Genomic DNA, 24,944 nt, shown 5'->3' with positions numbered 1-24,944 from the left:
AACCCACTTCCTAGTCAAGGCATTAGAGTGTTAGAATTGCCCACTGACCGTAGAAAAGATGCTAGTTGGCGTCAAGACTATTTTAAGTATAATAACTACTGATTTTTTCCTTAGTAACTAACATGAACTATGCGATTTCTACCGGCAAGTTTTGCCTGATATAGTGCTTTGTCAGCCTCGGAAAATAAATTATCTGGGGAGGATTTTACTGAGGGAATCGTACTGGCACCCCCCAGGCTGACGGTAACAATGTCACTCACCAGAGAACCAGAATGAGGGATCGCCTTTTTGTAGAGTTTAGTTTCAATTGTCTCTGCTACCTGAATAGCGCCTTGTATATCAGTACTCGGCAACATTACCACAAATTCCTCACCCCCATAGCGAGCCACCAGATCGGCTGGACGCTTTGCTGCTTCACCAAGGATTTGAGCAACTTGTTTAAGACAGTCATCTCCTGATTGGTGTCCATAAGTGTCATTGTAAAGCTTAAAAAAATCAATGTCACACAATACTAAAGACAATGGTTTTTCTTCCCGTGCCAGTCGATACCATTCGTTGTTAAAATATTTGTCAAAGGCTCGGCGGTTGGCAAGTTGGGTTAAGCCATCGATAGTAGCGAGGCGTTCCAACTCTTTATTGGCGATTTTTAACTGTATCATTGTCCAACTTGATTCAATCAAACGACGTACTCTTCTTCGCAAAACTGGCCAGTGAATTGGCTTAGTTATATAATCCGTCGCACCGGCTTCAAACGCTCGTTCTACAGATTGCTCATCATGGAGTGCTGTAATCATTAGTATAGGAGGACATTCGGAACCAAAGTTATCCTTCAATTTAGCACAGCAGGTAAACCCATCAAGTATGGGCATTCTGGCATCTAAAAGCACAATGTCTGGCAATTTCTGCTCACAGATATTCAGACATTGCTCACCGTTGCTAGCTTCAATGACTTTATATCCTTCCTTTGTCAAGCTACGACGTAGCACCAAGCGTAGGATCTTCTCATCATCAACCACGAGAACCTGAGGAGTTTTATTATTAAAGTTAGTCAAGTCAGTATTATCCATTATTGCTGCTTGAGTCAGTAATGTATTTCTTATCGATAGCTCTTTGTTATCTTGGCTAGAAATTAATTGAAATTTTGATCGGTAATATCTGTTTAATCTAACCTAGGAGGATTAAATCTTCTAAAGATTAGTCAACAATCAAGTCGTCACCCCTGAAACTGTTATAGCCGAATCCTTTACCTAAAAAGGATTTCGCCTTATTCAAGATAAACAGGACTTACGCACAGACTCCATGGGTAGGTAGGGTGGGCAAGGTTTTGCCCACCCTACAGGTAGCGTTAAATTGAGGAATTTGCGTAAGTCCTAATAAATTAATGTAGACCGACGGACTTGGAAACACTCCTGCATGCAGTGGTAATGCCAGTGGTGAGATAAGTTAACCTATTCAACAACAGTCAATTTTCCCCAGGCAGTACTATTCCTAGTAAAATGAGAGAAACAGCTATCCTGGAAGCCCTATTGTCAAGTACCCAATGAACTAATGGCACTTTCCTCGATCATTCGGACACTAGAGCACTCCCCTCTCACCAGTGAACTACTCACGAAACTAAATCGCCAACAGTCTCTATTTCTGAATGGTATTCCCCGTTTGCCAAAGGGATTAGTAGCATCAGCCCTGGCCAAGGCAGACCAACGCCTCCTATTCGTAGTCTGTAGCACCCTAGAAGAAGCAAGTCGCTGGGCAACCCAACTCGAAGCCATGGGTTGGAATACAGTTCACTTATACCCCACCTCAGAAGCATCACCCTATGAACCCTTTGACCCAGAGTCGGAAATGACCTGGGGACAAATGCAAGTATTGGCAGATTTGGTCGAAAGGTTGAAGGTTGACAGGTTGCCAGTTGAAAGTTCTGACTTACAACCTTCGTTGGTTCAACCTTCAAGTCATGGGATGGCGATTGTGGCCACTCAAGCAGCACTCCAACCCCACTTGCCCCCTGTCGATGCCTTTAAGCCCTACTGCCTTACCCTTAAGCAGGGCATGACTTGGGATGGTAAAAACCTTGATGAAAAGTTGGCACAGCTGGGTTATGAACGGGTTCCCCTAGTAGAAACAGAAGGTCAGTGGAGTCGGCGTGGTGATATTGTAGATGTTTTCCCGGTAGCCTTAGAATTGCCAGTGCGGCTGGAATGGTTCGGGGATGAGTTAGAGCAGTTGCGGGAGTTTGACCCGGCAACCCAGCGTTCCCTGGATAAAATTGACGGCATCGTGCTGACCCCCACGGATTTTGGTCACATTATTAGCCAAGTGCTGAGAACTTCAAAGGCTGAAGTAATCCAATCTTATCTCTCACCTCAGGAGCACGAATCTTTCGAGGAAGGTCAGTCTTTAGAGGGTAGCCGCCGTTTCTTGGGTATTGCCTTTGACCAGCCAGCCTCTCTACTAGATTACCTGCCAGAAAATACCTTAATTGTTATTGATGAACCAGAACAGTGTGCTGCCCATTGCGATCGCTGGGTGGAACATGCCCAAGAACAATTAGAGGAACTGAATCATTCCCTGCCCTGTCTCCATCGTTATTTTGATCATGCTCTAGAGTTAAAGGTTAACCAGTTCCAGGTTGTTCGCGAACAACCTAATAACCTTCAACCTACTAACCTTCAACCTACTAACCTTCAACCTAATAACCTTCAACCTACTAACCTTCAACCTAATAACCTTCAACCTACTAACCTTCAACCTACTAACCTTCAACCTACTAACCTTCAACCGCCAACTCCAATCCTGTATTTATCAGAATTGGTAGAAGAAACTAGCCAAAATGCTGTTAATCTGGCTAGCCGCTCTGTACCAGTAACACCCCACCAGTTTGCCAAACTAGCAGAAGTACTCCGAGAGCAGAGCGATCGCCGTTTTTCTATTTGGCTGGTTTCTGCCCAACCTAGTCGTTCCGTTGCCCTGCTCCAAGAACATGATTGTCCTGCCCAGTTTGTCCCCAACCCTCGGGATTACCCAGCTATTGAGAAATTAAACCTCCAGAGGACAGCAGTAGCGGTAAAGTATTCGGGCTTAGCAGAACTAGAGGGATTTATCCTCCCTACTTACCGGATCGTGGTGGTAACAGACCGGGAGTTCTTTGGGCAGCATACCTTGGCAACTCCCAGTTATATTCGTAAGCGCCGCCGTGCTGCCTCCCAACAGGTTGACCCAAATAAGCTACGTCCAGGGGATTATGTGGTTCACAAGAATCATGGGATCGGTCAGTTCCTCAAGCTGGAAAAATTAAGCATAAATAATGAAACTCGCGAGTATTTGGTGATCAAGTACGCTGATGGTTTGCTCCGGGTGGCAGCAGATCAGTTGGGGGTACTATCTCGGTTTCGACATACAGGTACGGGTTTGCCTCAACTCCACAAGATGTCGAGTAAAACCTGGGAGAAAACCAAAAATCGTGTCCGTAAAAGTATTAAGAAAGTAGCGGTGGATTTGCTGAAGCTCTATGCCCAGCGAGCACAGCAGTCAGGTTATTGCTTTCCACCAGATTCCCCTTGGCAGCAGGAATTAGAAGATTCTTTCCCCTACCAACCTACTCCGGACCAACTCAAGGCAATACAGGATGTCAAACGGGATTTAGAAAGCGATCGCCCTATGGATCGGTTAGTTTGTGGGGATGTGGGGTTTGGTAAAACAGAAGTGGCAATTCGGGCTATTTTTAAAGCTGTCACCTCTGACAAGCAAGTAGCTTTTCTTGCCCCGACCACTATCCTTACTCAGCAGCATTATCATACCATCAAAGAACGGTTTTCTCCCTACCCGATCAATGTCGGTCTACTCAACCGCTTTCGTACCCCTCAGGAAAAGCGTGATATTCTTCAACGCCTTAAAACTGGGGAGTTAGATGTGGTAGTAGGTACCCATCAGTTACTGGGGAAGAGTGTAACGTTTCGAGAGTTAGGGCTGCTGGTGATAGATGAAGAACAGCGGTTTGGTGTCAACCAGAAGGAAAAAATTAAATCTTTCAAAACTCAGGTAGATGTATTGACCCTTAGCGCTACTCCCATTCCCCGTACCCTCTATATGTCCTTATCGGGGGTACGAGAAATGAGTTTAATTACTACACCACCCCCCTTACGGCGTCCCATTAAAACCCACTTATCTCCCTATCAACCAGAAGCTGTCCGCACCGCCATTCGTATGGAACTTGACCGAGGTGGTCAGGTATTCTATGTCGTACCTCGCGTTGAAGGGATTGAAGAAGTTGCTGCGGAACTCAGGGAAATGATCCTTGAGGCCAGAATCGCCATTGCTCACGGTCAGCTCGATCCAGCGGAATTAGAGTCAATTATGCTCACCTTTAGCAACGGTGAGGCAGATATCCTAGTGTGTACTACGATTATTGAATCTGGGCTAGATATTCCTAGAGTCAACACCATTGTGATCGAAGATGCTCACAAATTTGGTCTTGCCCAACTGTACCAATTGCGAGGACGAGTAGGTCGGGCGGGGATTCAAGCCCACGCTTGGTTACTTTATCCGAACCAAAAGGTACTCTCAGAAGCAGCCAAGAAACGTTTACGAGCAATTCAGGAGTTCACTCAACTCGGGTCAGGTTATCTGTTAGCAACCCGGGATATGGAAATTCGAGGGGTGGGGAATCTCCTAGGTGTAGAACAATCCGGTCAGATGGAAGCCATTGGCTTTGACCTCTACATGGAAATGCTGCAAGAAGCGATCAAGGAAATTCAAGGGCAAGAAATTCCCCAAGTAGATGATACTCAGATTGACCTTCAGATCACAGCCTTTATTCCCGCTGACTATATTCCAGATTTAGACCAAAAAATTAGTGCTTATCGAGCAGTAGCTGCAGCAGGGTCCCAGAAGGAGTTAGCACAGATCGCAGCAGCTTGGAGCGATCGCTATGGTCCAATTCCTTCCGTGGCCGAGCAATTACTGCGGGTGATGGAACTAAAACAGTTAGGGAAGTCTTTGGGATTTGCCCGAATTCGACCTGAGGGTAAACAACACATTGTCCTAGAAACCCCGATGGAGGAACCAGCCTGGAAGTTACTCCAAGAGAACCTGCCCCAACATTTGCGATCGCGTTTTGTCTATTCTCCTGGTAAAGTTACAGTTCGTGGTCTAGGTCTGGTCAAGACCAACAAACAGCTAGAGAACCTAATTGACTGGTTAGGCAAGATGCAAGGGGCACTGCCAGAACCTACTGTGGTTGGGTTACCCCAATCCCCAATCCCTAATTCCTAATCCCTGATCCCTAATAAGTAATTGGTAACTGAGCAGGGAGTGTGGGGAGATGGGGAGATGGGGGAGGTTTTTATTAAGGGTAATTATCCTGATACCGAGTTCAAAGATAGTAGATAGGGAGATGGGGAGATGGGGAGATGGGGGAGATGGGGAGATGGGGAGATGGGGAGATGGGGAGATGGGGAGATGGGGAGATGGGGAGATGGGGAGATTTTTATTAAGGGTAATTATCCTGAGATTATATAAGATGCTGGCTGTTGAGTGTTCACGAGCAACAGTCAACAGTCAACCAATTAGTTTTATCGAAAGTTCATAGTTTGATTGGTATTTCTTATTTCAAACTTTACCAAACCTTTGTCTTGTATTTTTGTCCTTGAAATCAGGTAAGCCGTGATGGTCAGCTCATATAATTTGGTATAACTTGTAACTTTTAAAAAACATTTAACCTATTTTTATTGAAGTTGGGAAAAACGTCGGTAAAAACCAGTACATTATTCCTATTGAGTCCAAGATATTGGCTTGCTTTGAGCAAGAAAAAAATAAGTCGTTGCGAACGGGTCCCGCGTCGGTAAATTCGAATCGCAATTAAAATTTCCAGCTTTCTCAAATCACATAAGAAATAATCTCAGGATTATTGATAATATAGGCAGTTTGTTGACATTAATCAAAAGTCAATTATAATTATTATACCATCTTTAAACTTTTATCTGTAGTTTTTGATACGGATTTAGATGAGCTTACCCTGGGTAAGCTGTCAGCTTTTTAAGAGTGGAAAACCCTGGCCAAAAGGCCACGCTACGCGAACAAGAAGCTTATTTATTATGGCTTTTAGGTGAAAGCTCATAAAGCAATGGCTGATAGCACCTCAAGTAGCGTGGCTTTTGGCCAAGGCTGAATGTTGAAGGCTTAGCTCATCAGTTAAGTGGTAACACTTGAGCTCGTGTCCAGTTGTTTTGGTAGTGTTATAAGATGCTGGCTGTTGAGTGTTCACGAGCAACAGTCAACAGTCAACAGTTAACAGTCAACAGTCAACCAATTAGTTTTATCAAAAATTCATAGTTTGATTGGTCTTTCTTCTTTTAACCTTTACCAAACCTTTCCCTGGTATTTTTATGCTTGAAATAAGGATAGCTTTTAGCTGAAAGCTGATTAAGAATGGCTGATAGCACCTCAAGTAGCGTGGCCATTCCCGTAGCGTGGCCATTCACTTAGGGTGACCAAAGCTGAATGCTGAAAGCTCACTTACATAAGTTAAGTGGTAACAATTGAGCTCGTGTCCGGTTGTTTTGGTAGTGTTCATCTTTGATGAGCTTTTTGGTAATAGGTAAGAGCTCTGGAATAATCTCAATTACCAATTACTAATTACCAATTACCAATTACCAATTACTAATTACACAAGCTTTACAATACCTAGGCTCCTGGACATGCTATGACTTCTAGCTATATAAATTTTTATAAATTACCGCCAATATGGCAATACAGCTCAATAGTAATCGTGTTTGATTACTGGATGTCTACCTACTTAACTAGAACTCTGTAAAACTGAGATCTTGCACCATTTTCATTAATCGTAGGGTGGGCAGTGCCTACCAACGAGCTTTGCAAGCTTCATTATCTGTCTAGTGCACTGCCCACCCTACATGAACTTAACTAGAACTCTGTAAAAGCTATTCCACAGGAATACCTTAGCTGAGGACTTTATTGACTAATTTTAGAGATGTATAGCCATGTTCAGAACCAACAAGCACAGTACCAATCCATCCCTCTCACAGGTAGCTAATCTCAATACCAGTCTCACTCCGCCTGAGCCACTGCCCAAAAAACGTGTTGATTTACTAAAACCTCTGCGCCAATGGCTGGATCAAATAGAAATTACAGATCAAACCCTAGCTAGATTCCTCTCCAAAATTATTCCTGGTCAATGTCCCTTTGAGCGGGATTTAAAACTTTTCGGTCACTTAGTACTACACATCCCTCCCCTATGTAAGCTCAACCCTCTCTACGAGCAATTAGCTAGCCTACGTTTCCGGGCTCTGTGTTACCTAGTGGATCAGTGTGGGGAGGATATTCAATTTTACGCTTGAGAGGGGTATACCCCTTGCTACTGATGCTGGTGAGCAAGGGGCTTCCAAGTTGACAGGAGACTGCCTGCTAAACGCCTTTCGACCGCGAACAGGTCTTACGCCCCCGACTTCAGAAGCACTCAGCCAAAATCCTTTGCTTTGCCTATGCATAAACTCTGCATAACCTCCGGTGCATGGGAGAGTTCCCAACTCGTCAACAGAAATTCCACCCAAGCATCAACAGATGGTAACAGCAATAATCATCAATTTCGATAGTAGCTTTAAGTAGATTGAGTGTACCCCAAATCTAAGCTCCAAGAACCCAGGGAACCCGAGTCACCAGCCGCATTATCTTTGATGATCAGCTGCCAGGTTCCAGCTGCAGAAAGACCATCAAATGCTGATAATGATTCTACAGGGTGATAATTCCCACTAGGGACAACGGTATTAGCTCCAGCAGCTGCCTCAAAGTCCTCTGAATTGTGGTCATTGAAAATATAATCTCCCTTGATATCGCTGCTGTAGCCACTGGAGGAAAAGTTTGGTTTACCGGGTTGCCGGAACAAATCGACTACAGTTCCCGTCTCCCCATGGCGTAAGCTCACTACTAGGTCACCTACCCAGGTGTGAACCATATTGTGCAGCTTGATGCTAACCTCCTTAATCTTGAAATTTTCCTTCACGATAATGTTATCCAGAAAGCTGCCTTTGCCATCAGGTATATCACCACCAGAGCCTTTAAACGTTGTTATGGTATAATTATTGGTAGTAGAAAATTTTCCCTGTTGAGTTACCATTGCTGCATCTGAAATAGTTTGATTCATCGTTCGTTCTTTCTCTGAAAGTATTTGTTTACCAACAAAACTCCAACTAAACAGGTAAGGGGTCTCCCGTTATACCCAAAGGGTTAGCGGGAGGGGAATTGCCTGACGGGGTCTCTTGGTTTTGGTATAATAGATTGATGGCGGTTGGACTGCCGCTCAATGGCTGTGGTAAATCGATACAGGATATCGAACGCGCCCCGCGTCGGCTTCCGCCGAGGAACAGTAAGTCTCATTCGTGAGTAAGAGCGCGCCTACATCATAATCTTTGATTTGATGTAGGAGTAGTCACTAAGCACCCCGGAATACCCTGCCCAAAATTGTTGCCCACCCTGACCTATTGGTACAGGGCGGTACTTCTTATGGTAGATCTTGAAAAGACTTACCTCAAAACCATTGACAGACTCTAATATTGAGTCAATAGTAGATTGACTCAATTTCAATTTGTTGTGAAAGGCTTTGTCTTTCTGAGTAGTAGGGGTGTTAATTAGTAGGGGTCTTAATCTTTAAAACGTTTCCTCCAGCTATTTACGTTCTCTATTTCGGCTAGTCTTCACATTTGTGAATGACCTAAACCAAAAAAAAGGCTTCTTCCACAGCAGAAAAGCTTTGTTTGACGTATTTCGCCTTTTATTCTAAACAGGGAGGCTATGAATTTCAATCTGATTAGTTATATTTATGTTAATTTTATGTTAATGATTTTTAAAATTTTGCAACATTAGATGGCCAATTAGTAGTTAGTACTCAAAACGCAAGCATTCAGGCTAGCACATAAGCTAATAGCTGATAGCGATAGGCTGAATGCTTACCTCAAAACTACTAACTACTAATAACTAATCACAGGAAACTAGAGCTAATTCCCTTTTATTTCTCCTTAAGCCGATTAGTCGCAGCTCATCTTTGGTGATGATGGCAGTTTGTGCAATAAGCTTAATCAGCTGTAGCTAGTTCTGTGCTGCCACGAACGCGACGACGGGTAAGGGTGTTGTATAGCATTATACCAATGGCTTTAATCAGGTTACCCTCCAGTTCCTGGAACATCTTCATATTCATGCCAAACGCGGCATTAGCTTCTTCCACAATCCGATCCGCTGTGGCATCATCAATGGGTAGCTCATCCATGGCTTGCCGATACTTAGTCTTGAATGCCTTCTCATCAGGGATTTGTTTGAATTCATAAAAAGCAGTACCTTGCCCATCTGATAAATTCATCCCGCGCTGGGCAATCTTTTTGAGAATTTGTCCGCCAGATAAGTCCCCTAGATAGCGGGTGTAGGAGTGAGCAACCAATAGTTCTGGTTCCTTCTCAGACATATCTTTAATTCTTTGCACATACTCTTTAGCCGCCACTGAGGGGACTACTTGCTCTTGCCAGTTAGAACCGAAATAATAGCATAGGTCTTGCTCTAGGGTCTTTTTCCGATTGAGCTCTTGGAAGTAGATTTTTGAAAGAATCGGGTGTTCCTGATGGCGCTCCATCTCCTCTTCCATGGCGGAATAGACGAAGTAAAGGTTGGATACTAATTTCCGGTAGGAGGTTTTTTCAACGGTTCCTTTCAAAAAGCACTTGACAAAACCCACATTCTCTGCCATGGTATGGGATGTTTTTGTGCCTTCACGCAACTTGGTGGCTAAATTGGTACTCATTCTTTATTTTTGTTCCTAAAGTTGACGGTATTTGTATTACTACTTACAGACAAGCGAATATCTTTCCAAATTCTTAGAGTAAACTGATTTAATTAAAAATGTTGTTAAGAATTCTTACGTAAACCCGAGATCCTACCTCCCCCACCCTGAGAGAGCCAGTTCATAGATCGTGAAACTGATCAGTTTAGCAACGGTTTGATCACTACAGAGAGGGGAGGAGAGAAGTTGTACCCTAGATTCAAAGGCTCAACTGTCGTAACCATCCAAAAAACTCTAGAAACTAGCAAGACTGTCTAAGTATTTAAGTAAAAATACTTAAGCAGTCGTCAGCATTCAGCCATCAGCTCTCAGCTCTCAGTTGGGTAGGGTGCGTTAGGGACCCAAAGCCTCTGATTTTATCAGTAGCCAGTATTGGGACAGTCCGTCCCGTAACGCACCACAGGTTCAAACAGCATGCATTGAGATGCACCCCACCAACAGAGTGGAAATTTGCTTCACCATGGTGAGGCTGCCAATGCCTTGGCAATTTAATCAGATTTTTTCTAGTGCCAAATTCCCAGAGAGTTTATTCCTTGAATTGACGCAACACACTAAACGCCTGAGAACGCCACCCTTGTGGCAATAGGGACAACACCAAACCAACCCAAGCTTTTGAGGGGGAGCAAGCTTTTCCTGACCAAACTAGTTCACGTCCCTTTGATGTTTGTCCAATTTCAATCAGCCGCAATCCTAGTAGTAGCTTAGTTTCCGTCAGGCGCGATCGCCTAACTCTCTCCAACATTTCTGACTCAAAGTTATAACTTTCTAGATAATGTAGTTTATCCTTTAAATAGGGAATTGCTCGACTAATCCCTTGCTGTTGGGCATGGAATCGATATTCCATTAACAATTCTGGTAAATAATAGGCTTTCTTTCCTGCCATAGCAAGCCGAACAAATAAATCATTATCTTCACAATTTTGGATATTCGGACGCATAAATCCCACATCTTTCAACGCCTGCATCCGAAACAACGTAGCGCCAATTTGAAAGCTCTGCTGAATAAAAACAACCTCAATTAAATTCTCAACGATACCTTCCACCAACTTGGTTCTTCCCCACCTCTGAGAGTTTAATTTTGTAGCTGCTTCGTCCCTAGTATTATTGATATTAATTACCCAATGATCTGTCCCAACAAAATCAATACTATGGTCTGGATCTAGGATAGCCGTTGTTTTGGATAAAAATTCAGGTGTCAGCCGGTCATCATCATCAAATTTAATAAAATACTCCCCCAATGCGGCATCAAAGCCAGAGCGCATATTATTACTTTTGCCAATATTTTTGGGGTGACGGATGTAGTTAATTCGGCTATCCTGATACTGGGACATTAACTCAGGAGTGTCATCAGTTGAACCATCATCACAGACAATTAATTCCCAGTCTTGATAGGTTTGTTTAATAACACTGTCAATCGCATAAGGAAGTAAATTCACGCGATTGAATGTAGGAATGCACACACTAACTTTGGGGACTCGCTGAATCATTGTATTGTTGGATATGAAACTATCAAGCCACTCAATTCATTGGTTCGTTGACATGAAATAATCCTATCGGCTGCCTGATATCAAGTCCGGTTACAACGAACTAGATATGACTAATAGCAATGTCTTGATGCAGTCGCTCATGGGGGGAACCACGGCAGTCGCTCATGGGGGAAACCCCCAAGACCGCGCTGCCTCCCCAAGACCGCGCTGCATCGCTTTATTACCTAACCTGAAGATATGATGAAAATTCTCATGCTATCTGCCACCTTTCCTTATCCCCCCACTAGGGGAGGAACTCAGGTACGGACATTTAATTTACTAAAACATCTTAAGTTAAGTCATGATATCACCATGATTACTCAACCTTCAGAAGATGTCACGGATCAGGAAGTGGAAAAACTCGGGAAATGGGTAGATGAATTGGTGGTTTTCCCCCAACCAAAGCCTTCTGATCCCTCAGGAGGAATCTGGGGCAAAGTAAAGCGATTTAGTAATTTTTTACGCCACGGAATCCCCCCCAGTGTGCTACATCTCTACTCCCGGGACATTCAACAATGGGTGGATAAAGCTGTGGCAGCTGGACGGTTTGACATAATTACTTGTGAACATAGTGTAAATGAAATATATGTACGACCGGAATGGCGACAGCAGCTGGGAACGGTGGTGAATATTCACAGTTCTGTTTATGGTACCTTCCGTAACCAGTTGGAAACAGGAACCTCGGAAAATCAGCTCAGAGACCAGTTAAATTTACCCCTGTTGCGCCGCTATGAGGAACGATACTGTGCCAAATTTACTGGCCTTGTGGTCACAACACCGGAGGATCAAAGCCAGATAGCTGCCTACAAGCCATCGGGTAAAATTGTGGTGATTCCCAATGGGGTGGATTTGACTCAATTTCCCCAACGCACTGCTGACCCAGGGGGACATCGCCTAGTGTTTATTGGAGCTATGGATAACCGAGCCAACATTGATGCTGTACGCTTTTTCAGCTTGGAGGTATTTCCAGCAATTAAAGAACGCTATCGAGATGCTAAGCTGCAACTGGTAGGAGCAAGACCAGTACCTTCGGTGTTGGAGTTGGCAGAATTGTCGGGAATTACGGTCACCGGTCGTGTGCCATCAATGGTAGAGTATCTCCATCAAGCAACTATCTGTGTGGTACCGATGCGCACTGGCTTTGGCATTAAAAACAAGACCCTGGAAGCAATGGCGGCTGGGGTACCTGTAGTGGGAAGCGATCGCGGTTTGGAGGGACTAGCGGTTGATGGTGCCAATATACCCTTGCGAGCATTGCGGGCAAATCATGTTCAGGAGTATATTAGTGCCATCACTCGTTTGTTTGAAGACCCACAACTGCGAGCAAAGTTGTCCCAAAACGGGCGCTCGTTGATCGAGCATGAATACACCTGGGATCGGGCTGGTCAATGCTACGAACAAGCCCTAACTCAGTCAGTGGTTAGGGGTTAGTGAAATCTGTTCATGTGACATACTCCCACACGCTCATCAGAGATTACAGTGTGGGCTTCTTGCCAACTCCACCCAACGGTATCGGCTTTCGCCGACGCTGCGCGAACGGATACAAGGCCAAAGGCCACGCTACGCGAACGGCAAGCTTTATTGACGACACGGTCAGAAGTTACCGCATTCAGAGGGTCGCCTTTATGGTTAGCAGGCTATGCAGAAAAGAGGCGCGCACCTTGAGCGAATTTAATTCGCCGAACGCGCCCCGCGTCTCCTACGGAGAACGGGAAGCGCACCTTTGGTTAAAACTTATTGATTAAGGCGACCCTCTGATCAGGTTTCGTCTCCGGGATGCCCCGGGTGCATCTCATATTTGTAAAAAAGATCGCAAGTGTGGGGAGTGTGGGGCGGGGGCGCGGGAATTTTCTCCCGAATTTTTGCCTAATTGCAAAAGCGATGCAGCGCGGTCTTGGGGGTTTCCCCCATGAGCGACTGCATCAAGACACTGAGATGCACCCGATGCCCCGACCCACCGGAACAATACAACTCGTTCTATTTTCAGTTAGTATTTGCAGTTATTAGGTGGCGGTTAGCTCTTAATTTGATTACCCTACTATCTTCATTATAGACGGTAACAAACAAAGTATCAAAGTTCCTGTCCGCCATTCATCCCACGCCGACCTTGCTCTTAGGTCGCCGCGCGGCGCGAACGGTGCGGACGTGGGGCATAAGCGCGGATGAAGCTAAAAACCTCCGAGAGTAGGGAAACTCCGTAACGGTGGCAAACCCCTATAAATCACCGTGACTGGAAGTCATAGGGAGATTAAGCTGCCTGGTGTTTGGTAAATCGGTAAATTTGAATTTTTAACTATATTTTCTAGAGGAAAATTCACAATTAGTATAAATGTATTGGTATGAAGATATAATACATTTATACTTTCCGATTTTTTCGGTAGTTTTCTTTTTCGTTGTTTTTCGGGTTTTGGGTAATAGGTAATCGGGAATTACTCTAGAGTAATCAGAATTATCAAAAAACCCAACCTTGGCAATATCGATTATCACGGATTTGATACAGCGATGCAGCAAGGGAACAGGGGGTTTCTCCCACTCGCTATTGCATCAATAAATAAGAAGTTGGAGTAAATTAAAATGACGAAATGTTAATAAAAGTTTATAAAAATTTTAAATAGTATAAATAAATTAATCCTTAACTCAGGTAAAAAGTGAGATAAGAATGAATTATTGCCTGCACTTTCCTTGTTGCCAATTATTTGTCCAAGTAGTAACGTCCTATGAAGATTCTAATGATCTCCACAACCTTTCCCTATCCGCCAACGCGGGGGGCAACTCAGGTCAGGACGTTTAATTTACTCAAGTACCTGAGTGAGCGTCATGCTATCACCTTGGTTACTCAACGTTCTGAGGAGATCACGGACATTGAGGTAGAAAAATTGCAGCAGTGGGTGGAAGAACTGGTGATTTTTCCCCAACCGCAGCCATCAGAACAAGAGGAAGGCTTAAAGGAGAAATTACAGCGCTGGAGTACCATTTTGCAACAGGGAACCCCCCAAAAAGTGCTCCAACTCTACTCAACTCCAATGCAGCAATGGCTGGATCAGGCTGTGGAGGCAGGACAATTTGACCTGATTACCTGTGAACACAGTACCAATGAAATTTATGTGCGACCAGAGTGGCGGAATCAGCTGCGAACTGTGGTGAATATTCATCATTCTGTATACCGGAAATCCCTGGACAAGCTGGAAACCAAAACATCAGACAATCAGCTAAAAGACCAGTTAAATTTGCCCCTATTACGTCGCTATGAAGAGCTATATTGTTCTAAATTTACGGACATTGTAGTCACAACAGCCGAAGATCGACGGCAAATAGAATCATTTGATCTAGAAAGCAAAATTACATTGATTTCTAATGGGGTTGATGTTAATGTATTTCCCAGACGCATCTCTGATCCTGGTGGACACAGATTAGTGTTTACTGGGCCGATGGATAACCCACTAAACATCAAAGCGGCTCGTTATTTTAGCCTAGATGTGTTCCCAGCAATTACAGAGCGCTATGGTGATACCAAGCTAGAATTAGTCGGACCCAAACCGGTGCAGGCGGTGCTAGAGTTAGAAGAGATACCAGGGATTAGTGTAACTGGCTCGGTGCCTTCTTTAGTAGACCACCTTCATAAGGCAACCATATTTGTGGTGCCAATGCAGAGTGGATTTGGGGTAAAAAATAAAACTCTGGAAGCGATGGCAGCGGGAGTACCGGTGGTGGGAAGCGATCGCGGTTTGGAGGGATTGACAGTTGATGGCGGGGATGTCCCTTTGCGGGCATTGCGAGCAAATGATACAACAGAATATGTTTATGCCATTAGTCGGTTATTTGAAGACCGCCAGCTCCGTAAGCAACTGTCTGAAAATGGGCGAGGGTATATTGAACAGAAATATACTTGGGAACGTGCTGGTGAACTATATGAGCAGGTAATCACAGGTTGAAGGGTTTAGGGTGCACTTGTTTTAGATTGAGCAAGGGGGAATGACAAAGACATGGACAATTAGCCTTTAAGTCCAGAAAACTGTACTATTTGGCTAATTACTATCTATTGCCCCCAAGATTTTTTTCAAACTAGGAAAAAACTGGAAAGATAAACCATTAAAACATCAGTGCAAAAGTCTAATAGAGGTGGTTGGTTAACAACCTTGGGCCCGATCGCTGCCTTAATCACCACTAGCGGTATCATTGCCGGTAGTATCTGGGTGGCGGTTATGTTAATTATTGACCCTGATTCGATTGTCTGGATCAATCACATTTTGCCGAGTTGGGCTCGTATCCCCGAAACTGTTCCCTCATCTGCCCAGACATTTGCCCAAATTCAAGGGGAGATTCGTGAAAATGGACTAACGGCGGGAACACCCCTTGCCCTTAACTCTGAGTTGCTGCTACCCATTTTGGCATCACCACCATCATGCCAAACTAATTGTGACCAGATTGTGGAACTGAGAGTCTATCAGCCCCTTGAAAAAAGCAATAGACAACAGCAGTATTATCAGCTAGTTAGTCAGCTGCCTATCACTGCCCCGGTCGAATATTTTGTGCTGTCTACCCAAGTGAACACAGCATCGGGGGATGCTAGTGTCTCCCGTTCACTACCGTTAACTAAACTCGATCGTTTCGAACAACAAGCTTTAGAGGAAGGGTTTTGGTTCAACCTCTCGGGTCAAGTGGTCTCAGAGAATACACCCTCAAGCTATGGACAAATTATTCACTACAATCCGGACCAGACACACCTGAGTATGATGTTGGAGTGGACAAGCCCTAATGAACGTTCTCCCTATTGGCAGGAAGTGACGGGTGCTGCTACTCCAGAATTAGTGGTTAATCATACTGTAGGCTTGGAACCCCAGTTCAAGGTTTACCAAATTAAACCTCGCTCTTTTGTTCCCAACCCCATTTATCTAGAGGAAATTTCCCTGACCCAAGCAGCGATAGATACCTTACCATATCGCAATGGTTTAATCCTAGCGCGTCATGGTTTGTGGTCTGATGCTTGGCAATGGTTGAACCAACAGAGACCAAAACACTGGTCAGCAGAGGCTCAATCCCAAATGGATTTGGTTAAACTGCACGCTCAGGTCACCGAGTCTCAGGCAAATCAAATTTGGGCAAGTGCGAATGCGGCTATCTTTGCCTATCTCCTGGATGGTCGCTGGGCGGAGGCAAAAACAGTGTTTCAGACCGCAGTCAATGGTGCTCAGTTAGGGGATATTATGACTATGCTAAAGACCGATTCTGGGGGATTGTGGGGGCGGGTGGAAGCAGCTCTAGAGGTCAATCCTGATGACAGCAATGTGCAAGTTTGGGGAGGGTTGATTTTGGCAGCCAAGGAAGACCCTCAAAAAGCGATCGCATGGGTTAAGGAATTACCCCAAACTAATCCCCAGGTTTACCAACTCCTCAACCATCTGGACAATGCCTTAAACCCACTTCCAGCCATCGTCAGGCACTTCAGTCAACTGGTTGGCAATTCAGAAATCATTCAAACTGTCAACGCAACGGATTGGCTGCAACCAGAAGATGGAGATGGGGGAATAGGAGAACAGCACTGCCAAAGGCAACAGGACAGTACTGAATTGGTTTCTGTAGCAGAGGAAGAGAGTATAGCAGTTTCACCCCTGTCCCCGTGTCCATCTGTCTCTGTCACTCTACAAAAAAACCCCGAGCAAGTTTGGTATCAAGTACAGGTAAAAGCATTTCACGATGGTCAGGGTTGGCGGTGGATGCCGTTTTCTGATTTACGGCTGCCCACTTTGACGAAGGGAAAGCGATTGTGGCGATATTTGGGCTTAGACGTTGACCCCCAGATTCGGATTAGCCTTTGGAGTGAGAATGGTATCCAGCAATCAACCACAGCAACAGTCAAAGGGGTTTCCTACCAGGAAGGGGTGATTAAGCTGTTGGCAGCAGGTGGGAAATTCCCTAGTGAAGCCCTAGCTGTTGATGGCTCTAATCAGCACCTGCTAGCACACACCGAGACGGCAGTGCGCTGGTTAGACCCAAGTGCGATCAATTTGTCAGCACTCTACCACCTTAACCCTGAATCGGTGTCAGCCATGCTGCCAGTACTCTGGCAGGAGTTAATCAACAGTGGTCAGTTCTCCCCAGGACCCCTTCCTAGTTTACCAATGATGCTTCAGGAGATCGGGCATTGGTCAGTTAGACCGATCGAGCTGACTGGCAACAACCAGCCGGAAGCGGTGCTAACCTTATATCAAGAAATATCGGTTACCTCAGAATCTACAGAGGTTGGTATATCGGATAGTAGTAATGACGGGATGGATACAAATCGGGCAACTACTATCTACAAACCCCGCACCATGATTTTTTCTGACACAGGAGCCTTACTATACAGCGAATTTTCCCAAGATGCCAGCAGCTCCATGACTGCGATCGCAGATTTAGGGGATGGGGGTCCTGCGGCTATAGTCATTGATGAACCGAATAACTATAGCCTTAAGCGTTGGTCAGCGAAGCATCAGCGTTTTGAGTAATGCTTGTACTTATAATACTTGTACTTTAATACTTGTACTTAACAGCATTGGTTCAACCCAAAACCAACCGTTGTTGCTTGAGTAGTTGCTGCTGCTGCCACAGGGATTCAACTTCTGCCTGTAAATGAAGGTACTTTACTTGGTGGTCAACCCCATATGATGTCATCAATTTCTTCAGCTGGGGGTCACCAGTGACAACAGAACGGCAATTGCTCTGCCAGTGGGCATTGGATAAATCTGTCCTATGCTCGGAAGAAGTTAACATGTTTATATTAAGTATTTTTGCTTGCTAAAAACTCCACGTAATTGTATCCCAAATTTCCAGCACATGGTCACTAGACTTAGAGCCCCCACACCCGGTCACCCTACACCCCACGCCCCACACTTGAGGTCTTTGTAAAAAACCTACCCTTATGAGGATAGGGAGATGGGGAGATGGGGAGATGGGGAGATGGGGAGATTGGGGGAAGAGAAAGTTGTACCTTTGAGCGCAACTTGGTATAAGCAAATGCAAACAGCTATCAGCAGTAATATCATCTTAGGTTGAATACTTACACTTTGGGGAATCGAAGGCAGCTATGCTGAAGGCAGCTATGCTGAAGCAAAGGAGTAAGGTATAGTCGGAGATTTTTTTCATCTCCCCATCTCCCCATCTCCCCACACTTCCCACCCTCCCTGTAATTATGGGTATTCAACCTGACTTGATATTAATCATTCCAGTGACATACTCCCACACGCTCATCAAAGATTACAGTGTGGGCTTCTTACCAACTCCACCCAACGGTATCGGCTTTCGCCGACCCTGCGCGAACGGATACGTAGGCTTGCTTTATTAACGACACGGTCAGAAGTTACCGCAAGAATAGGGCAGCCTTTATGGTTAGTCGGTTATGGGTAAAGGGTTAAAACTTTATGATTAAGGCTGCCCTATTCTAAGGTTTCCTCTCCGGGATGCCCCGACCCGCCGAAACAATACAATAAGTTCTGTTTTTTAGTGGCTGACAAACCAGCATTTAAGGCCGTAGGCCACGCTACGCGAACGGCTTTGTTTATCAGAATATATTATAGCAATTTTATTAATACCCTGTGCAAAATTCATCCCACACCTAATGCTATGCATTAGGTGTGGGATGAATTTTGCCGGACAGCTAAGGAGACAGTCATGATGCAGCCTGTTGTTCTTAACCTAGAGAGAGTCAACCTAACCGATCAACAATTCCACAATCTATGTCAGGCAAATCAGAATCTACAACTTGAGCGTAATGCCAAAGGAGAGCTAATCATCATGCCACCTGTAGGCGGACGTAGTGGAAATCGAGAAGCAAGTCTAATCAGTCTGTTGTGGTTATGGAATAATCAAACCAAACTAGGTCAAGTGTTTAGCTCCTCAACTATTTTTCGCTTACCTAATGGAGGAGATCGATCCCCTGATGCTGCTTGGATCAGGCTAGACCGCTGGGAAAGTTTAACCCCTGAACAACAGGAGGGATTTCCCCCCATTTGTCCGGACTTCGTGATTGAACTACGCTCTCGCACTGATTCGCTCAAGCCTCTACAGGAAAAGATGCAAGAATATTTGAACAGTGGTTTATGTTTAGGCTGGTTAATTAACCCCCAAGGCAAAGAGGTTGAAATATATCGTCCCAATCAAGCTGTTGAAACTGTTAAATTTACTGTTACTTTGTCAGGGGAAAATATTCTGCCTAACTTTGAGTTAGCTTTGCCGCTTTAAATTACCTTACGAGGTGAGTAAGTGCGAGCTCATACTTCTAAGTATAGAGTATTAGAGCGTTTTCATCCTTCACACTTAACACCCTACAGGTTAAACTTCATACTTTCTCAAAAAATAGGCTTACTTAAGCTAGAGGATTTCTCCAGTTCAGTTTGTTCTGGCAACTCATCAAAAATTGTTAGTCTATTGGGTTTGCAGCGTTTGAGAGTTACCGTGATGCCTTGAGCTCCTTCATCTTCTAAGTCTTCAATGTATCCATATTTGGCAGCCTCAGCCTCCTGCTGGTTAACAAAGGGTCCAAAGTAGTAGGTACACTTGGGGGTTTCGGTGATGATTTCCACCCAAAACGCTAACCCTAAAACGTCGAAGATTTTGATTAAGGCTTCTTTCATGAAATCTACCTAGTTTCAAGCTGTTAATTTAATAGCCTTTTAAACGTTTTTATCCTCCATTTACTTTTCTTGTTTCACAATCTGTTCATTGGAATTAGTATCTAGATACAGTAAGTCTGACCAACGCTGCCGATATGTTTCATATAACACCATAGCAGTTGCTATGGAGGCATTGAGGCTAGGGGTCTTACCCTGTAATGGAATTGAGACTAACATGTCACAGCAGCTTTGTGACCTTAGGCTTAAACCATTCCCCTCTGAACCTATTACTAATACTACTGAACCGGTCAAATCAACTTTGTGTAAAAGTTTACCAGTGCCGGCAGCAGTTCCGTAAATCCAAAAGCCCGCAGCTTTCAACTGCTCTAGGGCATTACTGAGATTGACAACTCTGGCAATAGGAAACGTTTCTAGAGCTCCTGCTGCCACTTTCATCACAGTTGAGGTGACACCAACAGCTCGGCGTTGGGGTATGACTAAGCCTTGAGCCCCTAGAGCTTCTGCAGTACGAATAATCGCCCCTAAATTTTGAGGATCATTAATGCCATCACAAGCCAATAATACTGGCTGCTCAGTTGCCCATTTTGCTTTGTCAATTAAGTCATTTAAATCTATGTACTGGTAAGGTGCAATTTGAGCTGCCACACCCTGATGGTTACCACCTTTGGTAATTTGGCTCAGGCGTTTTGGTGCTACTTCATCAATTACTGTACCGTTGGCCTTGGCTTGAACCAGTAAGGAGTGAAAGCGAGGATCGTAACGCAGCTGGGAAATAATCCAAACTCGGTTTAGCTGGTGCTGGTTTTGGAGAGCTGCTAGAACTGAATGACGCCCGTAGATTAAGTCACTCTCTTCTTCTGTGCTACTTACAAGTTTTGATTTAGGGTACCCATGCTGCTTCGGCTGAGTTTCCTCGGAGTGATGGGAATGTTTTGGCTGTGGCTTTCGAGAGTGGTAGTTTTTTCGAGGGGGTTTGCCGTTCTTTTGAGAATTGGTTGAGTGAGATAATTTTTTATTCTCACCTTGCCGATCAGAGGACTTCCCTGACTTGATCTGACCAGAAGCATCAGAGGAGGCATCAGAGGAGGGGTTTTGATTAGCCATAATAGAATTAGGATTTATGGGGTATCCAGTTGTAGATGAGCCAATAACTGGGTCAAGCGTTGAGTATCAGTAAGGTAGAGGTATCCCAGTAAGGTTTCTAAGCTACTAGCTTGTTGATAGATTTCTCGATTGAGACGCCGGGGGCTCTTTGTGGCAGCATTCCGTCCGCGCCGTAAAACGTCTTTTTCAGAAGCAGTTAGGTAAGGTTCAAGCGTACGCAAAATCTTAGCTTGGCTTTCTGCTCTGACGTGAGCCACTACCTGGTTATGATAGTCACAGATTCGCCTAGGTGGTAGCAGATAGTGGGTTCGGATATAAAGTTCATAAACAGCATCTCCTATATATGCCAAGGATGCTGGGGAAATCTGTTCAATTTTGGCGATTTGATCAACTTTCGCCATGAATTGCCTAAATCGAAACTCTGTCCACAATACTATAGAGTCAGTTCCACCGCCATGGCTATCCTCTTCCAAGGGGTCTAATGGTGAATCTGTCTGAGCCATCTTTGGGGTATTACTGTCTTTTGTTGATTAGACCAAATTTCACATCCTTCCACAATTTCTGCTTCGAGTATTCAATACATTGACTAAAAGGCAAGTTACCAAAATTTTGGGTTTAAAGCCCCGTCCTTCGGCAGACGGCTTTTTTGTTGACATTTTCCTAGCGCCAGAGTATACTGGGAGTATAGAGCACAGGCTGAAAAACCGCAGGCTGAGCCGGGAGAGAGACCCGTAACTTATCGACCTGAAAGTAGTAATGCTCGGAGGGCAGGGAAAATCCTCCTTAAAAACCCAACCGTCAATTAACCGTTGGCGTGTGAACCCAGACAAATCACAACTTGAGAGAAAAACGGTACGGTGGGGCACACCGAAACCAGGTGAAATGGAAGGAAACGGACTATGCACATGCACTTCCTAGCAAGTAACCAAACGCTACCGTGAGAATCGCCCTCTGGGTCTGTCGTGAATTAACTGAGAACTTGGTCTTGACGGGTTTTTGGTTTAAGTATTGTCTAGTTTTTGGCGGCGTCAAAGATTAGAACTCGGCGGTTTAAGGCGGCTCGTTGATCTAGGAATCCCCGCTCTTTCAAGGCGGGGAGTGTCAATCACACTCAACTCTCACCGATTCCCCAATGCTCAGAAAGTGAAGGCGGGTTTTGCCCCCGCCATCACCAACGATTTTGTCATTTACCCTTGACGTTCTCCACAGCTATGGTGAGAGACTCTTGCAGAGAGAGAAATTTTTCTAGGCGCACTAGTTTCACAGTTTGAGTCACCCGGGGATTGGTCACGACTTGTAAACTTCCCTCAGAATTTTGAGCTTTCTTCACTAGCTGCACCAAAGCACCCAAACCAGAGCTATCGACAAAATCAATTTTAGATAAGTCCAGAATAATATCCGCTGGACCTTCATCAATACAGTTGCCAATGACGTTACGGAAAATAGATTCCGAAAAGGCATCTAGCAATCCAGTAAGGCGGAAAATTTGATAATTTGACTCGACTTGGCGAGTGCCCCTTAAACTGACTGTAAGGGTTAGTGGTTCAGGAATAACACCCTCCTAGATATAGCTTATAAATATAAATAATCTAATACTTCTACTGTCAAGTTGACTACTGTGACAGCAGAGCGGTGACTTGACTACCGTTTATAGCACGCGCCGTATCACCATAGCTTGGTTTGTTGGTTAGCACCTCAAAGGGCTAAAACAACGTCAATTTCACATTATACAACAGTATCAGAGTTTGGGGGGTAGGGTGACCGGATGTGGGGATAGGGTAAAATTAAGCCAGCCGTAATTTTAACCGATTAATCATAACTGCTGAAGCAAGCAAGCCGATTTCTTGGTTTGCTGGCAATGCAGGGGCGTGCTTTATAGTCCCACACCCGGTCACCCTACAGTTGGGGTTTGGCATTGACTATTGGGCGCGATGCTCCTGGGTCGCCGCTAAGCGAGTCACGCGATTGGCTCTAGGCCACGCTACGCGAACGCAAACCCTCGCAGAATCAATCAGTTTCTAGTCAAGAGCCTAGGGCGTGTCTTCTTGCCTCAGAGATCCCCCATTATCCCCCTTAAAAAAAGGGGACTTTGAGTATGGCTCCCCCCTTTTTTAAGGGGGGCTGGGGGGGTACATAATCTTGCGGAAAACTTTGAAAACACGCCCTAGGCCACGCTACGCGAACGCATAAGTTCGACAAACTGCTGAAATAAATAGTCAGCATCGTGAGGACCAGGACTAGCCTCAGGGTGATACTGTACTGAGAAGAACGGTAAGGATTTGTGACGCAACCCTGCCACAGTGCGGTCATTCAGATTTAGGTGAGTAATTTCCACCTCCCTGCCTAAGGTATCGGGATCAATAGCAAAACCATGGTTTTGGCTAGTAATTTCGACCATTTGCTGCAAACCGGCTGGGTGATTCAAACCTCGGTGACCAAATTTAAGTTTAAAGGTCTGGGCTCCTAGGGCAAGACCAAGAATCTGATGTCCCATGCAGATGCCAAAAATAGGTTGCTGACGCTCCAATAAGGCTTTGGTGGTTGAGATGCCTTCGAGTACTACAGCCGGATCCCCTGGTCCATTGGACAGAAATATCCCATCGGGATTATACTTAGCAATTTCTTCTGGCGGTGTATTAGCAGGGACGACAATTACCCGACAATTGTAGCTAGCTAGACGCTTGAGAATATTACGTTTGATGCCGAAATCGATAGCAACAACTGTCAAACGCTTTTCCAATTCCTGCCCATCAACCCCAGGACCGAACTCCCAATTGGCTTCCGTAGGATCAGACCATTCGTAAACCTCGTCAGTGCTCACTTCTTTAACTAGATTTAATCCTGCCATACTCGGAGCCGCTTGCACTTGGGACAATAACTCAGCGGAGTCAAGGATTTCTGTGGAAATGGCACCGTTTATCGCACCAATGGAGCGTATTTTGCGGGTTAATGCCCTTGTATCAATGCCGTAAATTCCTGGGATGTTGTGTTCTGCGAGATAATCGGGCAAGGACTGGGTAGAACGCCAGTTACTGGGACGGTAACAGATATTACGGGCAATTGCGCCTCGGATTTGAGGATGAGCAGATTCTTCATCGGACGGGTTAACACCAGTATTGCCTAATTCTGGATAGGTGAAGGTCACAATTTGACCGCAGTAGCTGGGATCTGTCACCACCTCTTGATAACCCGTCATAGCAGTGTTAAACACTACTTCACCAATGGTTGTACCAGTCGCTCCGAAAGACCAGCCTTGGTAAGTTGTGCCATCAGCGAGAACTAGCAGAGCTGGATGAGCCGTTGAGATAGTCATTTTATGTCAAGTAAACCCTTTTCTTTAAGCTTAGGATTGAAGCGAATTTCAGTCTTTACCCCTCGGGATTCTAGCTCATCTTTAATTTTAGCTTCAACTCTCCGAGCAATTTTCTTGAGAATCTTCATTTTTGCTAATTCCTCACTTTGCTCATAGTCTAATTGCTCTGCTTCAGTCATTGTCGGTTTAGCATCAATCGGCTGACTCCAGAGATTTTCCTGCTCTCCATTTCCCACCGGGATCACACCATTCTCTTCAATCCATGCCTTACGAATCGTTTCTAATCGACTCCGGTCAGGTTTTTCAATGGTTTCTAGTTTTAGCCAATAGCAGGAGTGAGGCTGACGAACTAAATGTTGTTTGATGCTGATATATACATCTCGGGAATAATTCACAAATTTAAGGGTTTTATCCTGGTCAAAAATTGCGTATACACCAATTTTTTTTTGTAAATATTCTGGTAGATTTCCCGTTTCATCCAGATAGGGAATAAATTCTAAATCCTTCAGAGATGGAATTTGATTATCAGAGGTGAGCATGGGATGGGATTAA

Annotated in this window: 19 protein-coding genes; 7 read left to right on the top strand and 12 right to left on the bottom strand. The window is 44.7% G+C overall.

All coding sequences use genetic code 11. From position 1 onward, the window contains the following. Positions 1-110 precede the first annotated feature (110 nt). A complete protein-coding gene (locus tag F6J90_RS35350; RefSeq protein WP_293104847.1) occupies positions 111-1,067 on the bottom strand; it encodes a PleD family two-component system response regulator in 957 nt (318 codons plus the stop codon). Between the two features lie 481 nt (positions 1,068-1,548). On the opposite strand from F6J90_RS35350, the gene mfd reads away from it, so the two are divergent. The 3 genes from mfd to F6J90_RS35335 all read left to right on the top strand — a co-directional run bounded on the left by mfd (position 1,549) and on the right by F6J90_RS35335 (position 7,355). After that, positions 1,549-5,271 carry a transcription-repair coupling factor gene (gene mfd, locus F6J90_RS35345; protein ID WP_293104845.1) on the top strand — a complete coding sequence of 1,241 codons (3,723 nt, stop codon included), beginning with the start codon at positions 1,549-1,551 and terminating at the stop codon, positions 5,269-5,271. Between the two features lie 49 nt (positions 5,272-5,320). After that, the gene (locus F6J90_RS35340) at positions 5,321-5,587 is read left to right on the top strand and encodes a hypothetical protein (RefSeq protein ID WP_293104842.1); all 267 of its coding nucleotides are present in this window, start codon (positions 5,321-5,323) and stop codon (positions 5,585-5,587) included. 1,411 nt (positions 5,588-6,998) lie between these two features. Next, positions 6,999-7,355, top strand: coding sequence for a Mo-dependent nitrogenase C-terminal domain-containing protein (locus tag F6J90_RS35335; protein ID WP_293104839.1), 357 nt, complete (start codon positions 6,999-7,001; stop codon positions 7,353-7,355). A gap of 260 nt (positions 7,356-7,615) precedes the next feature. Here F6J90_RS35335 and F6J90_RS35330 read toward each other — a convergent pair whose 3' ends face one another. The 3 genes from F6J90_RS35330 to F6J90_RS35320 all read right to left on the bottom strand — a co-directional run bounded on the left by F6J90_RS35330 (position 7,616) and on the right by F6J90_RS35320 (position 11,327). After that, positions 7,616-8,158, bottom strand: coding sequence for a proprotein convertase P-domain-containing protein (locus F6J90_RS35330; RefSeq protein WP_293104836.1), 543 nt, complete (start codon positions 8,156-8,158; stop codon positions 7,616-7,618). 927 nt (positions 8,159-9,085) lie between these two features. Continuing rightward, positions 9,086-9,802, bottom strand: coding sequence for a heme oxygenase (biliverdin-producing) (locus F6J90_RS35325; RefSeq protein ID WP_293104833.1), 717 nt, complete (start codon positions 9,800-9,802; stop codon positions 9,086-9,088). Positions 9,803-10,367: 565 nt separating this feature from the next. Next, entirely contained in the window at positions 10,368-11,327 is a 960-nt protein-coding gene (locus F6J90_RS35320) for a glycosyltransferase family 2 protein (RefSeq protein ID WP_293104830.1), read from the bottom strand. A gap of 240 nt (positions 11,328-11,567) precedes the next feature. Here F6J90_RS35320 and F6J90_RS35315 point away from each other — a divergent pair, with 240 nt between their 5' ends. The 3 genes from F6J90_RS35315 to F6J90_RS35305 all read left to right on the top strand — a co-directional run bounded on the left by F6J90_RS35315 (position 11,568) and on the right by F6J90_RS35305 (position 17,851). Continuing rightward, complete coding sequence (locus tag F6J90_RS35315) at positions 11,568-12,797, top strand: glycosyltransferase family 4 protein (protein WP_293105315.1); 1,230 nt, start codon at positions 11,568-11,570, stop codon at positions 12,795-12,797. 1,286 nt (positions 12,798-14,083) lie between these two features. Next, the gene (locus tag F6J90_RS35310) at positions 14,084-15,298 is read left to right on the top strand and encodes a glycosyltransferase family 4 protein (protein WP_293104828.1); all 1,215 of its coding nucleotides are present in this window, start codon (positions 14,084-14,086) and stop codon (positions 15,296-15,298) included. A 168-nt stretch (positions 15,299-15,466) separates the two neighbouring features. Continuing rightward, positions 15,467-17,851, top strand: coding sequence for a hypothetical protein (locus F6J90_RS35305; protein WP_293104825.1), 2,385 nt, complete (start codon positions 15,467-15,469; stop codon positions 17,849-17,851). Between the two features lie 52 nt (positions 17,852-17,903). Here F6J90_RS35305 and F6J90_RS35300 read toward each other — a convergent pair whose 3' ends face one another. Further along, positions 17,904-18,116 carry a hypothetical protein gene (locus tag F6J90_RS35300; protein WP_293104823.1) on the bottom strand — a complete coding sequence of 71 codons (213 nt, stop codon included), beginning with the start codon at positions 18,114-18,116 and terminating at the stop codon, positions 17,904-17,906. A 273-nt stretch (positions 18,117-18,389) separates the two neighbouring features. Continuing rightward, positions 18,390-18,512, bottom strand: a complete 123-nt coding sequence (locus F6J90_RS35295; protein WP_293104821.1) for a hypothetical protein — start codon at positions 18,510-18,512, stop codon at positions 18,390-18,392. A 504-nt stretch (positions 18,513-19,016) separates the two neighbouring features. On the opposite strand from F6J90_RS35295, the gene F6J90_RS35290 reads away from it, so the two are divergent. Then, entirely contained in the window at positions 19,017-19,583 is a 567-nt protein-coding gene (locus F6J90_RS35290) for a Uma2 family endonuclease (protein ID WP_293105313.1), read from the top strand. 107 nt (positions 19,584-19,690) lie between these two features. On the opposite strand, the gene F6J90_RS35285 is transcribed toward F6J90_RS35290, so the two are convergent. The 6 genes from F6J90_RS35285 to F6J90_RS35260 form a co-directional block, all read right to left on the bottom strand. Beyond that, positions 19,691-19,975: a DUF1816 domain-containing protein gene (locus F6J90_RS35285; protein WP_293104819.1), complete on the bottom strand. Its 285-nt coding sequence runs from the start codon at positions 19,973-19,975 to the stop codon at positions 19,691-19,693. Between the two features lie 60 nt (positions 19,976-20,035). Next, positions 20,036-21,079, bottom strand: a complete 1,044-nt coding sequence (rlmB, locus tag F6J90_RS35280) for a 23S rRNA (guanosine(2251)-2'-O)-methyltransferase RlmB (protein ID WP_293104817.1) — start codon at positions 21,077-21,079, stop codon at positions 20,036-20,038. A gap of 14 nt (positions 21,080-21,093) precedes the next feature. After that, on the bottom strand, positions 21,094-21,582 hold the full coding sequence (locus tag F6J90_RS35275) for a ribonuclease III domain-containing protein (RefSeq protein WP_293104814.1): 489 nt from the start codon (positions 21,580-21,582) through the stop codon (positions 21,094-21,096). Positions 21,583-22,262: 680 nt separating this feature from the next. After that, positions 22,263-22,631, bottom strand: a complete 369-nt coding sequence (locus tag F6J90_RS35270; RefSeq protein ID WP_293105310.1) for an STAS domain-containing protein — start codon at positions 22,629-22,631, stop codon at positions 22,263-22,265. Between the two features lie 612 nt (positions 22,632-23,243). Further along, positions 23,244-24,392: a glutamine-hydrolyzing carbamoyl-phosphate synthase small subunit gene (gene carA / locus F6J90_RS35265; RefSeq protein WP_293104811.1), complete on the bottom strand. Its 1,149-nt coding sequence runs from the start codon at positions 24,390-24,392 to the stop codon at positions 23,244-23,246. After that, positions 24,389-24,931: a GIY-YIG nuclease family protein gene (locus F6J90_RS35260; protein WP_293104808.1), complete on the bottom strand. Its 543-nt coding sequence runs from the start codon at positions 24,929-24,931 to the stop codon at positions 24,389-24,391. Before F6J90_RS35260 ends, carA begins: the two co-directional genes overlap by 4 nt. Positions 24,932-24,944 lie beyond the last annotated feature (13 nt).

It is taken from the genome of Moorena sp. SIOASIH (assembly GCF_010671925.1).
Classification (GTDB): Bacteria; Cyanobacteriota; Cyanobacteriia; order Cyanobacteriales; family Coleofasciculaceae; genus Moorena.
Note: the sequence above shows the minus strand (reverse complement) of the source record. Positions and strands in the feature narration are given on the sequence as shown.

Bases quoted from the DNA above. Each gene is read 5' to 3' on its own strand.
- F6J90_RS35350 (WP_293104847.1), bottom strand. From the start codon at position 1,067: ATGGATAATACTGACTTGACTAACTTTAATAATAAAACTCCTCAGGTT.
- F6J90_RS35275 (WP_293104814.1), bottom strand. From the start codon at position 21,582: ATGGCTCAGACAGATTCACCATTAGACCCCTTGGAAGAGGATAGCCAT.
- rlmB (WP_293104817.1), bottom strand. From the start codon at position 21,079: ATGGCTAATCAAAACCCCTCCTCTGATGCCTCCTCTGATGCTTCTGGT.
- F6J90_RS35320 (WP_293104830.1), bottom strand. From the start codon at position 11,327: ATGATTCAGCGAGTCCCCAAAGTTAGTGTGTGCATTCCTACATTCAAT.
- F6J90_RS35315 (WP_293105315.1), top strand. From the start codon at position 11,568: ATGAAAATTCTCATGCTATCTGCCACCTTTCCTTATCCCCCCACTAGG.
- mfd (WP_293104845.1), top strand. From the start codon at position 1,549: ATGGCACTTTCCTCGATCATTCGGACACTAGAGCACTCCCCTCTCACC.
- F6J90_RS35285 (WP_293104819.1), bottom strand. From the start codon at position 19,975: ATGAAAGAAGCCTTAATCAAAATCTTCGACGTTTTAGGGTTAGCGTTT.
- F6J90_RS35260 (WP_293104808.1), bottom strand. From the start codon at position 24,931: ATGCTCACCTCTGATAATCAAATTCCATCTCTGAAGGATTTAGAATTT.
- carA (WP_293104811.1), bottom strand. From the start codon at position 24,392: ATGACTATCTCAACGGCTCATCCAGCTCTGCTAGTTCTCGCTGATGGC.
- F6J90_RS35300 (WP_293104823.1), bottom strand. From the start codon at position 18,116: ATGTTAACTTCTTCCGAGCATAGGACAGATTTATCCAATGCCCACTGG.
- F6J90_RS35330 (WP_293104836.1), bottom strand. From the start codon at position 8,158: ATGAATCAAACTATTTCAGATGCAGCAATGGTAACTCAACAGGGAAAA.
- F6J90_RS35325 (WP_293104833.1), bottom strand. From the start codon at position 9,802: ATGAGTACCAATTTAGCCACCAAGTTGCGTGAAGGCACAAAAACATCC.
- F6J90_RS35290 (WP_293105313.1), top strand. From the start codon at position 19,017: ATGCAGCCTGTTGTTCTTAACCTAGAGAGAGTCAACCTAACCGATCAA.
- F6J90_RS35335 (WP_293104839.1), top strand. From the start codon at position 6,999: ATGTTCAGAACCAACAAGCACAGTACCAATCCATCCCTCTCACAGGTA.
- F6J90_RS35310 (WP_293104828.1), top strand. From the start codon at position 14,084: ATGAAGATTCTAATGATCTCCACAACCTTTCCCTATCCGCCAACGCGG.
- F6J90_RS35340 (WP_293104842.1), top strand. From the start codon at position 5,321: ATGGGGAGATGGGGGAGGTTTTTATTAAGGGTAATTATCCTGATACCG.